Raw genomic sequence first — 13,360 nt, forward strand, 5'->3', positions numbered from 1 at the left:
CAGTTGAGTCAGCAGGGTTGCAGGCGAAGAAAAGTGGGTGAAAGGGGTGATGCAGGTAGACGACAGAGCAATTTGGCGAGATGTCCTCGTTGGGGGCAGGGTGGGGCGCTGCAAAGACCTTGAGGCATCGTTTCTTGGAGACATTGTTTCACAAACCAGAACCCCACTTCAGCGATCCGGCAGATCGCGCTGGACTGAAGATGTAGTCAGAATTACAGGGCAATCCCCGTGATAACCATAGCATCAACCGCAAAGGGGAGAGCCGCATCTCCAGCAGTGACACTTTGGGCGATCGCCCTGAGCTGCACCCCTGGCCACATCCTTTGCAGACTCCAGTCACCTGCTGGTTTTAGACTTGTCCCTACGTTGGTCAGGACTCGTCTATCCAGCCGTTTTAACGCTAGCCCCGCGCCAGCAACCCCTGTGCCTTTACCTGTGCCTTTACCTAAGTGGGTCATCATACTGCATGGTCGTGAACTTTCCCTGAAGGCTTTCACCCTGTCTTTACCCTCCTAGTGCTCATCCTTCTGGTGCAAGCCAGCAGGGTTCTAAAGCCTGCACGCAGCACGGTATCTTGTCGGGAATGGCAGAATTGGGAAATAGGATGGAGTGCAACGCTTGAACGGGACTGTTGATGACGCACTTTGATTACGCACTTTAGGTCACGCACTTTGGTCACGCAATTATGATTTCGCCGTTCGATTTAAGCCATTACGCTGAACAATTTCAGCCTTAATGAGGGGCGATCGCGCTGGTGATAGAAGCCGCCTTGGGGCCGTGATGCTAGAGGGAGCCATTCCAGAGGGAGCCATTCCAGAGGGAGCAATATTGGATGATTGTCCGTCTGACTGCTCGTCTGGTCTTTGGGTAGGCAAACCCCTGCTCGTTCAATAGCAGCACCCCGATCAATGCTCACCCGGCTCTGGTGATCCCTGTTTCCTGAATTGCTGAGAAAGCCTGTCCAGATCCGGTTGAAGTTGGGCAAATCCACAATTTCTCCGAAACACTGGAACCGTTCGATGAAATAGCCGATACAATTGTTTCCCATCCTAGACCTACCCTACGTTCCCAGGCAAAACCCGTGGATGTTTCTTCTGCCCCATTTCAGCTCGATTTAAATCAAGTATTCCCATTTGAGCTGGATGCCTTTCAACGGGAGGCGATCGCCGCCCTAGATGCCGGAAAATCTGTGGTGGTCTGTGCGCCGACGGGTTCGGGCAAAACGCTGATCGGGGAATACGCCATTATTCGAGCGCTGAAGCAGAACGAAGAACTAGCCGCTCAAGGCGGCAGACTGTGCCCCCGGCGCGTGTTCTACACCACCCCGCTCAAAGCCCTGTCAAACCAGAAATTGCGCGATTTCCGCGATCGCTTTGGGGAGCAAAATATTGGCTTGCTCACGGGCGATGTATCGATCAACCGCGACGCGCCAATTCTGGTGATGACAACCGAAATCTTTCGCAACATGCTCTACGGCACGCCCATCGGTGAAGTAGGCACATCGCTGGAGGGTGTAGATGCGGTCGTGCTGGACGAGTGCCACTACATGAACGATCGCCAGCGGGGCACGGTCTGGGAAGAATCCATCATCTATTGCCCCAGAGAGGTGCAGTTGGTGGCGCTATCTGCCACCGTCGCCAACAGCGACCAACTCACCGACTGGATCGACCGGGTTCACGGCCCCACCACGCTGATCTACTCGGACTTTCGCCCTGTGCCCCTAGAGTTTTACTTTGGGTCGCCCAAGGGTCTGTTTCCCCTGCTCAATGAAGAAAAAACCGCCGTCAACCCTCGCTTCAAGAAAAAACGCGGCAAACAGCCCAGGGTACGGCAAGAGCCAACCAAAATTTCTTTTTTGGTTAGCCAGCTTCAGCAGCGCGATATGCTACCAGCCATTTACTTCATCTTTAGCCGCCGGGGCTGCGACCAGGCAGTGCAGGAAATCGAAACCCTGTCGCTGGTGAATGAGGCTGAACAAGCTCAGCTAAAAACCTTCATCGACCTGTTTCTGGAGCGCAACCCAGAGGCCGTCCGCGCCAGCCAGATCGAGCCGCTGTATCGAGGCATCGCGGCACACCACGCAGGCATTCTCCCGGCTTGGAAGGTGCTCGTGGAGGAACTGTTTCAGCGGGGGCTGATCAAGGTTGTGTTTGCGACCGAAACGCTGGCTGCCGGAATCAACATGCCTGCCCGCACCACAGTCATTTCCAGCTTGTCAAAGCGGACGGATCGGGGGCATCGCCTGCTAACGGCCTCAGAATTTTTGCAGATGGCGGGGCGGGCCGGGCGGCGCGGCATGGACGACCGGGGCTATGTGGTGACGGTGCAAACGCCGTTTGAAGGAGCTACGGAGGCGGCGTATCTGGCGACGCAGGGCGCAGATCCACTGGTGAGCCAGTTTACCCCCAGCTACGGCATGGTGCTGAATCTGCTGCAAACGCACTCGGAGGAGGAGGCGCGGGATCTGATCGAGCGCAGCTTTGGGCAGTATCTATCTACGCTGTATCTGCGGCCGCAGCAATTGGCAATCGCCGATTTAGAAGCCGAGGTCGAGCAGCAGCAGGCCCAGATCGCCCATGTCGATGCCGAAATTCTCAACAGCTACGAAAAGCTGCACGACCGGATCAAAGAAGAGCGCCGCATTTTGAAATATCTCCAGCAGCAGGCGCAAGAGTTGCAAGTGAAGGACATGCACGCGGCGCTGCCGTTTGCGATCGCCGGAAGTATTCTCTCACTCAAAGGGAAATACGTACCCGTTGCCAAGCCCTTGCCTGCGGTGCTGGTGGCTAAGGCACAGGGGGGTGGGCAGTTGCCCTATTTTGTTTGCCTGGGGCAAGACAACCGCTGGCGCGTGGTGACGGCGAACGACGTGGTGGGCCTTCATGCCGAACTGCCCCGCATGGCGCAGGTGGATCATTTAACCGTGCCGCCAGAATTGCCGCCAAAGCCTGGTCAGGTTCGCTCTGGCTCAGAAGAATCGGCGGCGATCGCCCAGCAGATTCCCCCCATCCCCGCCCCGACCGAGCAGGCTCCCGAAGTGGTCGAGCAGCAGGCAAAGGTGCGGGAGCTAGACCTAGAGCTACAGCGACACCCGGCGCGTCAGTTTGGCAATCCGGGACACATTTTGAAGCGGCGCAAGCAGGTCGAGCGGCTGCTGGAGGAACTGGGCGATCGCCGCGCCAAGCTAGAGCGCCACACCCACCGCTACTGGCAGGAATTTGTCAACCTGATGGAAATCTTGCGGCGGTTTGGCTGTCTGGATGGCGTGGTGCCAACGGAATTGGGACAAATTGCCGCCGCCATCCGGGGCGATAATGAACTGTGGCTGGGGCTGGCGATGGCATCGGGTGAACTAGACGACCTCGATCCCCATGAACTGGTGACCGTCTGCGCGGCGCTGACGACGGAGGTGTCTCGCCCTGATGTGTGGACAAGCTATCAGGTGTCTGCCAGGGTAGAGTCGGCGCTGGAAGGACTCCGCAGCACGCGCCGCCAGTTGTTCAAGCTCCAGCACCAGTATCAGGTGGCGCTGCCTGTGTGGATGGAATATGACTTTATTCCGCTGGTGGAGCAGTGGGCGCTGGGGGTGGAATGGCCGGAACTGTGCGCCAATACTAGCCTGGATGAGGGCGATATCGTCCGCGTGCTGCGGCGGACGCTGGATTTTATGTCGCAACTTCCCCATGTGCCGTACCTGCCGTCTAGCTTGCGGGATAATGCTCGACGGGCGATCGCCCTGATTGATCGCTTCCCGGTGAATGAGGGAATTGAGTAAAGGCGCTAGCTTCTGATTCCTGCTGTATGAGAAGTTTTGGCTTCGAGCCAACAGCCTTGGGGGATATCCCCCAAACCCCCTTTTGCAGGGGACGAAGCGTCCCCCAAGTCTGTTGGTTTGGACGAGGCAATGTTTCCCCAGGACTGTTGGCTCAGACATAGCTAATGCGAACTGTTACCATCGGTGAATTTTTTTAACTGGAGATCCTCCGTAGATTATGGTCAGGTTAATCTGAAGCTAATGCAGTTGGGATCAGTCATTCTCTACTCATTTAATCTCAAATTAAGCTCAACTCAGATCAGGTCATATCTGGTCGTATCTAAGGATTCCTGCCTTAATCCACCTGCGAAATACCAGCAAAGTCTTTGGAGTCGGTTCAGTTGACATGGGGCGATCGCCCTCATGCTTCTCTACACAAGCATGAGTCGTTTTATACCGCTTCTTAATACATGAAGTGCCGTTTGAAAAACCTGTGGGAACGGTTGATTCTTGATCATCTCTGATTCAAATCATCGAGATTCAAATCATCGAGAGATTGATCAAGACTAGAGCGCTTCAGATGACCGAGTAAAACGCCCGGCCCGTCGTTTCAAACCTTCTTAACCGCATCGGCAGAAATCCTCTGGTTTCAACTGCTTGAACCCGACCAGGGTGAGTCATCAAGCTGAAATATCAGGAGGAATTTTCTATGTCTGAAACTGTTAGCACAAATGCAGAAAGCCGTACTAGAACCGTGGCGATCGTGGGGCCCTATCTCAGCGGCAAAACGACGCTTCTGGAAAGCTTGCTGTTTGTCACTGGAGCCATTTCCCGCAAGGGCAGCGTGAATGATAAAAACACGGTCGGGGATGCATCACCCGAAGCCCGCGATCGCCAGATGACCGTTGAAATTAATGCCGCCAGCACTCAGCAGGGCGGCATTTTGTTTACCTTTCTCGATAGCCCTGGCTCGGTGGAATTTGCTCAGGAAACCTGCAACGCGCTGATGGGCGTAGATGCCGCCGTGGTAGTCTGCGAGCCAGATCAGGCGCGAGTGCTGACGCTGGCTCCGCTGTTCCAATTCCTCGACGACTGGGAAATCCCCCACCTAGTCTTTATCAACAAGATGGATCGAGCCAACGACAGCTTTGCCGACATCCTGAACGCGCTGAAGCAGGTGTCGAGCCGACCTTTGGTGCTGCATCAATATCCCATCGGTCAGGGCGAAACCTTGCAGGGCTTTATCGACTTGGTGACGGAGCAGGCGTATCACTATCATCCGGGTGCGCCCGCCGATCCGGTGCCGCTGCCGGAGGCACTACGTGAAGCTGAACACGCCGCCCGTGTTGAAATGCTAGAAACGCTGGCTGATTTTGACGATCACCTGCTGGAGGAACTGCTGGAAGAAATTGAGCCGCCAGAAGAGGAAATTATCACCGATTTGAAAATGGAACTGGGCGCAGACCTGATTGTGCCCGTGTTCATCGGCGTGGCCGAGAAAGATTTTGGCGTGCGGCCGCTGCTGGCAGCGCTGTTGCGGGAGTGTCCTGAACCCAGCGTCATGGCAGAACATCGCGGCATCCCTGCGGGCAACGAGCCGCTGGCCCAGGTGCTAAAGACCTACTACACGCCCCAGGGCGGCAAGCTGTCGCTGGTGCGCGTCTGGCGCGGAATGCTGACGGACGGCATGACCCTGAACGGCGTGCGGATGGGCGGCATGTATCGCCTGATGGGGCAGCAGCAGCAGAGCGTGCAGCGGGCCTATGCGGGCTGCGTGGTGGCGCTGGCGCGGATGGAAGGGGTGAAAACGGGTGATACGCTGAGCGCTAATGGGGTCGCGGTCGATGCATTGCCCAAGGCAGAGGCGATCGCCCCGGTGTATGCCCTCGCCCTCACCGCCGAAAACCGCAACGACGAAGTGAAGCTGAGCAGCGCCCTGACGAAACTGCTGGAAGAAGACCCATCGCTCTATTGGGAGCAGCACGGCGACACGCGGGAAGTGATCCTCTGGGGCCAAGGCGACATTCACCTGAAGGTGGCGCTTGATCGCCTGCGCCGCAAATACAGCCTGCCCATGAGTACGCACCTGCCGCAAATTCCCTACAAGGAAACGATCCGCCGCCCCGGTAAGAATGTCCACGGACGCTACAAACACCAGACCGGTGGACACGGTCAGTTTGGCGATGTGTATATCGACATCCAGCCGCTGGCGCGGGGTGAGGGCTTCCAGTTTAGCGAAACAATTGTGGGCGGCGTAGTGCCCCGGCAGTACATCCCCGGCGTGGAAATTGGCGTGCGGGAATACCTCGCCCACGGGCCGCTGGGCTTCCCGGTGGTGGATGTGGCAGTGACGCTGACGAACGGCTCTTACCACAGCGTCGATAGCTCAGAGCAGGCATTTAAGCAGGCGGCGCGGTTGGCCATGCAGGAGGGACTGCCCAAATGCGAACCGCAGTTGCTAGAGCCGATTTTGGCGATCGCCATTTCCATTCCCAGCGAGTTCACTTCCAAGGTGCTGCGGCTGGTGAGCGGGCGGCGCGGTCAAGTACTGGGCTACGATGCCAAGAGCAACTGGCGCGGCTGGGATGAGGTGTCGGCTTACCTGCCCCAGGCGGAAATGCATGATCTAATTGTCGAATTGCGATCGCTCACAATGGGGGTCGGCTTCTTCCGCTGGCAGTTCGACCACCTGCAAGAAGTGCCCGATAAAGTTGCTGAGCGCGTCCTTGCCCGCAGCAATGGTGGCTAAGACTTCGGTCGAACCAGTACTTTAGATCCCCCCAAATCCCCCTTGGCAAGGGGGACTTTTTTGTGGCTTACTGCACCACGAAATTTACCAGCTTGCCCGGTACGACAACCACTTTTTTGATGGTCTTGCCCTCGATATAGCGCTGGGCCAGTTCGGACTCTGTGGCCAGTTGTTCTAGCGTTTGGGCATCGGCTCCCGCAGGCACCTGAATGGTGCCCCGCGTCTTGCCCATAATCTGAATCACCAGCGGAATCTCATCCACCACCAGCGCTTCTGGATCGGCCACAGGCCAGGCGTGATGATGCACTGAGTCGGCATGTCCCAGCAGGTGCCACAGTTCCTCAGCAATGTGTGGCGCAAAGGGAGCCAGCAGCGCCAGCAGCGTTTCAATTCCTTCGGCGTAAACTGGAGACTCCTTGCAGGGAGCATCATTCAGCGCATTGCTCAGCTTCATTAGCTCCGACACTGCCGTATTAAACTGATAGTCGCCCTCTAGGTCTTCGGTGATTTCCTTAATTGCTGTATGAATCGCCCGCCGCAGATCCTTTTCGGGCTTGGTCAGTTCGCCAGAACCTTGCGGCTTCGCCCCTGATGCCTGGAATTCCGTAACCAAGCGCCAGACCCGGTTCAAAAAGCGGAACTGCCCCTCTACATCGGCATCGTCCCATTCCAGATCCTTCTCTGGCGGTGCTTTGAACAAAATGAACATGCGGGCGGTGTCTGCGCCGTATTTCTCCAGCACGTCCTTCGGGTCGATGCCGTTGTATTTCGACTTCGACATTTTCTCGAAGACGACCTCCAGCCTGTCGCCCGTGGCAGGATCGCGGGGATCAGACAGGTCGGCAATATCCGCCGGAGCGATGTATTTGCCCGTCACCGGGTTCTTGTAGGCGGCCGCCTGCACCATACCCTGGGTCAGCAGGCGCTTGAAGGGTTCGTCGAAGTTGAGCAAGTGGCGATCGCGCAGCACTTTGGTAAAGAATCGCGAATACAGCAGGTGCAAAATCGCGTGTTCAATGCCGCCGACGTATTGATCCACCGGCATCCAGTCGTTCGTCTTGGCCGGGTCAAAGGCAGCGCTTTCATTTCGCGCATCAGGATAGCGCAGGAAATACCACGACGAACAGATAAACGTGTCCATCGTGTCGGTTTCGCGCTTGGCGGGTTCGCCGCAACTAGGGCAGGGCACATTCACCCAGTTCTCTAGCTTCGCCAGGGGCGACGGCCCCCGCCCCGAAAACTCCACCTGTTCTGGCAGCGTCACGGGAAGCTGGTCATCGGGAACGGGCACTGTGCCGCAACTGGGGCAATGCACCACCGGAATCGGGCAGCCCCAATAGCGCTGACGAGAAATCAGCCAGTCCCGCAGGCGATAGTTAGCCGTGCCCTTGCCTTTGCCGTTGGCTTCTAGCCATTTCACGGCGGCTTCCACGCTCTGCCCAGCGCCTTTGCCCGCCGGGATGCCGTCCAGTGGCCCAGAATGAACCATCACGCCCTCGCCTGCATGAGCCACGGTCATCGTGTCGCCATCCAGTGTCTCGCCTTCCGGCTGCACCACAACCTTCACCTTTAGCCCAAACTTGCGGGCAAACTCAAAGTCGCGCTGGTCGTGCGCGGGCACCGCCATAATCGCGCCCGTGCCGTAGCCCATCAGCACATAGTCAGCAATCCAGACGGGAATCTGCTCACCGTTTACCGGGTTAATCGCGTAGCTGCCCGTCCACACGCCCGTTTTCTCGCGATCTTCCGCCGTGCGATCGATTTCGCTCTTGTCAGCGGCCTCGGCTTTGTAGGCGGCGACGGCGGCAGACTGGGCTGGGGTTGTTAGCTTGTCCACCAGCGGATGCTCCGGCGACAGCACCATAAAGGTCGCCCCCCACAGCGTGTCGGGGCGCGTCGTATAAACCGTCAGGTCGTCGCCTGCTTCGGTTTTGAAGACGACCTCTGCGCCCGTAGACTTGCCGATCCAGTTTTCCTGCATCAGGCGGACGCGCTCGGGCCAGCCGTCGAGCTGGTTCAGGTCTTGCAGCAGTTGTTCAGCGTAGTCGGTGATTTTCAAAAACCACTGCTTCAGCAAACGCCGCTCCACCTTTGCGCCCGATCGCCAGGATTTGCCCTCGCTATCGACCTGCTCGTTCGCTAGCACAGTCTGGTCGATGGGGTCCCAGTTCACCGCTGCTTCTTTCTGGTAGGCCAGCCCTGCCTGGAAAAATTGCAGAAAAATCCACTGCGTCCATTTGTAATAATCGGGCGAGCAGGTGGTGACTTCGCGGTCCCAGTCGTAGGACAGGCCCAGCCGCTTGAGCTGGGCGCGCATCTGGGCGACGTTCTGATAGGTCCACTTGGCAGGCGCAATGCCCCGATCGATCGCCGCATTTTCCGCAGGCAGTCCAAACGCATCCCAACCCATCGGGTGTAGCACGCGATAGCCGCGCATTCGCTGCACGCGGGCGATCACGTCGGTAATTGTGTAGTTGCGGACGTGGCCCATGTGCAGATTGCCCGACGGATAGGGAAACATGGACAGCGCGTAAAACTTGGGCTTGCTAGGGTCTTCCAGCGTTTGGTCTAGCCCTTGCGCGTCCCACGCAGTTTGCCACTTTTCCTCAATCTCGGCGGGGTTGTATCGGGACTCCACGAACGCAACTCCTTGTATGTCTTGGTTTGCAGGGATGGGGAACGGAAAGTACCCTCCATTTTAAGCCTTAAACGCAGCCTGGGACGGGCGGAATTGTGGGGCAGCGACCCAGAAGGCGATCGCCCCTGATCAGCGCCCTCTCCCCTCTGCACAGCCCTGATGCTTCATTGGCTAGCGAGATCGCCCTCTTTCCTGACCCTGCACAACCTAGTGCTAGGCAAACTGATGCACAAACTCCCGCTGTGCCGCCACCGACAGCGCCCCCGATCGCACGGCCTGTACCGTGGCGATCGCCGCTTCTGGGCCGTGACCTAGCTTTACCAGACATTATGTTGGTTCCTGGGTTGGTTTCATAGCGGGTTCTGCGGCAAATTCCGAATACATCGAGGGTCGGGTAGCGTCGCTTTTTCCGGTTCACGGGGAAACCAGAACGCTGTGCGCTTGCAAACTTCCACCAGCATTAGCATGACGGGCACTTCGATCAGCACGCCCACCACGGTCGCCAGCGCCGCGCCAGAGTTGAGGCCGAAGAGCGTGACGGCCGTGGCGATCGCCACTTCAAAATGGTTACTCGCACCGATCATCGCTGCCGGAGCCGCGTCTTCGTAAGAGAGGCCCAGTTTTTGGGCTGCCCCGTAGGAAATCAGAAAAATAAAGTTCGTCTGCACAAACAGCGGCACTGCAATCAGCAAAATATGCAGCGGATTTTGCACGATCAAGTCGCCCTTGAAGGCAAACAGCAGCACCAGCGTCGTCAGCAGCGCTACCACTGCCACCGGGCTGAGATAACGCAAAAACACGCGCTCAAACCAGACCTTGCCCTTGTTTCGCAAGATCCAGGTGCGCGAAATGGCTCCTGCCAACAGCGGCAGCCCCACGTAAACCAGCACCGACAGCACAATCGTTTCCCACGGAACCGAGAGATTGTTTGCCGCCAACAGCCAGCGGCCCAGCGGTGCGTAGAGAAACAGCATGACCAGAGAATTGACCGCTACCATTACCAGCGTCAAACCCTGATTGCCAAAGGACAGGTAACCCCACATCAGCACCATCGCCGTGCAGGGCGCAATGCCCAGCAAAATTGTTCCCGCAATGTAGGAGTTTGCCAGCGAGATTTCACTGCCCCGGATCACTTCTGTTCCAGTAATCAGCGGACGGAACAGGTATCCCAAAAAGAATTGGGCAAAGGCGACCATTGTGAACGGCTTGATGAACCAGTTCACCACCAGCGTTAGCAGCACCGGGCGCGGCGTTCGAGCGGCCCGCTTTGCCTGCGAAAAATCAATTTTTACCATGATGGGATACATCATGAAGAACAGGCAAATGGCAATTGGAACGGACACCTGATAAACACTCATGCGGTCGAGGGCGATCGCCACATTGGGAAACAGGCGGCCCAGCGCAATACCCCCCAGAATGCACAGAAACACCCACAGCGTCAGGTAGCGCTCAAAGATGCTAAGACGATTGCCAGCTCGAACCGAACTGGCAGGAGAGGAGGACTTTTCAAATGACATAGACCACCACGATATCTGGAACGCCAGAAAGACTATAAAAAGGTTAGAGAAAGGTTGAAAACGCGCAGGAGCAGTGAATTCGCGCTAAAAACCAGCAAAACCTCTATTCTAAAGCCTTTATTCTAGGACGTGCTTTAAAGCCCTTTTGATCCCCCCTAGCCCCCCTTAAAAAAGGGGGGAACCGAGCCGAATCACTCCGGAGATCCCCCTTAATAAGGGGGATTTAGGGAGATCGACTCAAGGCAATCAACGACCTAGAAAGTTTTAAGACACTGCCTAGCGATGAGACAGAGCTAATCTCCATCGCCGCCTTTCCAGGCTACAGACGGCATCGGCTTGGGGTCGGGCAGGCGCAACTCAATGAGCCAGGCCGCCAACACAAACAGGCTCGACACCCAAAGACAGCCCACCAGCCCAAAAAGCTGATAGATCAAACCCGATAGCACCGTTCCCGCTAGTCGCCCCGCCGAGTTTGCCATGTAGTAAAACCCAACATTCAGCGCTACCTTGTCATCATCGGTGAACGCCAACACGAGATAGGAATGAACGGCTGAATTGAACGCAAAGATGATGCCAAAGAGCATCAGTCCCACTACAATCACCGCATCAGGGGGAAGATTAGTGGTCAGACCGAGGGCGATCGCCGCTGGAACGGCCGTCAGAATCAGCGTCCAAAACTGAATCGTCACGGCGCGGGGCGGCTGTCCACCATTAAAGCGACGCAACAGAGTCGGCGCGAGGAATTGAATAATCCCATAGCCGATCACCCAGCAAGCCAGGAAGCCGCCCGCCTGAAAGAACGACCAACCCAGCACGCTCCGCAGGAAGACCGGAAGCCCCACGACAAACCACACGTCACGCGAACCGAACAGGAAAAACCGCGCTAGTGACAGGATATTAATTTCCCGACTCTTGGAAAAAAGCTGCGTAAATTTGACCTTGGACTTGATTTTGCCCATGCCGCTGGGCAGGAAAAAGCCCGTCAGCAGGATCAGCGCCAGACCCGCCGCCATGATCCAGAGCGATCGCTCAAACCCAAACAGCGACAGCAGCGCCGCCCCCAGGAAAAAGCCCACACCCTTCAGCGCGTTTTTGGAACCCGTTAGCACTGCCACCCATTTGAACAGCGACGACTGCGCCTCCTGCGGCACGACTAGCCGAATCGCGCTCTTGGAACTCATCTTGGTCAGGTCTTTGGCGATTCCCGAAAACGCCTGCGACACCATCACATACAGCACTGCAAACCACTGCGCCCAGTCGCGGTTCAAGAACGACAGCATCAGCAGCGCCAGAACCTGCAACGCAATGCCTGCATACAGCGTCACCTTTAGACCCAGTTGCGACCCAATCCAGCCGCCCAAAAAGTTGGTGACAATGCCGAAGATTTCGTAAAACAGGAACAGAAACGCAATTTCCAGCGGCGTATAGCCAATTTCGTTGAAATACAGCAGCACCAGCATCCGCAGCGCCCCGTCTGTCAGCGTAAAGCCCCAATAGGCCAAGGTGACAAGAGCGTAGTTTTTGACGTTGGCAGCTTGGGTAGCAGTCATAAAGCGTTTGAGGTAGTGGGGTTTGGGGATGGGCCGTGAGGCTGCTGTATTTCGCTGCTGTATTTTACGGCTGTATTTTACTGACGATGGGTTCAGGACACTTCCTCATGCCCGCAAGACGGCCACCTTCTTCGCCAGTTCCGCCATCCGGTTCGCATACCCCCACTCGTTGTCGTACCACGCCAGAATTTTTACCTGCGTGTCGTCGATGACCATTGTGGAGAGCGCGTCGATGATGCTGGAGCGGGGATCGTCTTTGTAGTCAATGGAGACGAGGGGGCGCTCTTCGTAGCCGAGGATGCCGTTCAGCGGGGCAGTTTCGGAAGCAGTTTTGAGCAGTTGGTTCACCTCTTGGATCGTTGTGGGGCGGGCGACTTCAAATACGCAGTCGGTGAGGGAGGCATTGAGCAGGGGGACGCGGACGGCGAGGCCGTTGAGCTTGCCTTTGAGTTCGGGATAGATGAGGGCGATCGCCGTTGCAGAACCCGTCGTCGTGGGGATCAGCGACATCCCCGTGGCGCGGGCGCGGCGCAGGTCTTTGTGGGGCGCGTCTACGATTGTCTGCGTGTTGGTGTGGTCGTGGACAGTGGTAATCACACCGTGCCTGATCCCAATGCCTTCGTGAATCACCTTTACTACGGGAGCCAGGCAGTTCGTAGTGCAAGAAGCCGCCGTTAGCAGGTGATGCTCAGCAGGGTTGTAGAGGTGATCATTCACGCCCATCACCACATTCAGCGCCCCCGTTTTCACCGGAGCCGCCACAATCACCTTCTGCACACCGCGTTTGAAATACGGCTCCAGCGTTTCCACCGTGCGAAACTTGCCCGACGCTTCTAGCACCAGGTCTACACCATACTCTTCCCAGGGCACCTCGCTAGGGCTGCTGTGTTCGCTAAAGCTAAGGGACTGGTCGTTAATGCGAATACGGTCATCTCTTTCCGCCACCACCTCATGCCCCCAGCGCCCATGCACCGAGTCGAACTTCAGCAGATGCGCCGCGCAGTCTGCCCCGCCTTTGACCTCGTTGATGTGGACAAACTCCAGTTCGGGCCAGTCCCAGGCTGCCCGCAACGCCAGTCGTCCAATTCGGCCAAAGCCATTGATGCCAACTTTAATGGAAGAAGCTTGTGTAGCGGTCATGCGGGGTTAGGA

The 13,360-nt window shown here is 57.0% G+C and carries 6 protein-coding genes; 2 read left to right on the forward strand and 4 right to left on the reverse strand.

Features of this window, described 5'->3' with window-relative positions:
* Window positions 1-1,081 precede the first annotated feature (1,081 nt).
* Window positions 1,082-3,775 (forward strand): DEAD/DEAH box helicase, encoded by a 2,694-nt coding sequence (locus tag HPC62_RS11020; protein ID WP_172355623.1) that lies wholly within the window; start codon window positions 1,082-1,084, stop codon window positions 3,773-3,775.
* Window positions 3,776-4,463: 688 nt separating this feature from the next.
* On the forward strand, window positions 4,464-6,503 hold the full coding sequence (locus HPC62_RS11025) for an elongation factor G (protein ID WP_172355625.1): 2,040 nt from the start codon (window positions 4,464-4,466) through the stop codon (window positions 6,501-6,503).
* A gap of 67 nt (window positions 6,504-6,570) precedes the next feature.
* Here HPC62_RS11025 and leuS read toward each other — a convergent pair whose 3' ends face one another.
* The 4 genes from leuS to HPC62_RS11045 form a co-directional block, all read right to left on the reverse strand.
* Window positions 6,571-9,141: a leucine--tRNA ligase gene (gene leuS / locus HPC62_RS11030; protein WP_172355627.1), complete on the reverse strand. Its 2,571-nt coding sequence runs from the start codon at window positions 9,139-9,141 to the stop codon at window positions 6,571-6,573.
* Between the two features lie 350 nt (window positions 9,142-9,491).
* Entirely contained in the window at window positions 9,492-10,658 is a 1,167-nt protein-coding gene (arsB, locus tag HPC62_RS11035; protein ID WP_172355629.1) for an ACR3 family arsenite efflux transporter, read from the reverse strand.
* A gap of 293 nt (window positions 10,659-10,951) precedes the next feature.
* The gene (arsJ, locus tag HPC62_RS11040; RefSeq protein WP_172355631.1) at window positions 10,952-12,208 is read right to left on the reverse strand and encodes an organoarsenical effux MFS transporter ArsJ; all 1,257 of its coding nucleotides are present in this window, start codon (window positions 12,206-12,208) and stop codon (window positions 10,952-10,954) included.
* 105 nt (window positions 12,209-12,313) lie between these two features.
* Window positions 12,314-13,348 (reverse strand): ArsJ-associated glyceraldehyde-3-phosphate dehydrogenase, encoded by a 1,035-nt coding sequence (locus HPC62_RS11045; RefSeq protein ID WP_172355633.1) that lies wholly within the window; start codon window positions 13,346-13,348, stop codon window positions 12,314-12,316.
* Window positions 13,349-13,360: the final 12 nt, after the last annotated feature.

The organism is Thermoleptolyngbya sichuanensis A183 (genome assembly GCF_013177315.1).
Lineage (GTDB): Bacteria > Cyanobacteriota > Cyanobacteriia > Elainellales > Elainellaceae > Thermoleptolyngbya > Thermoleptolyngbya sichuanensis.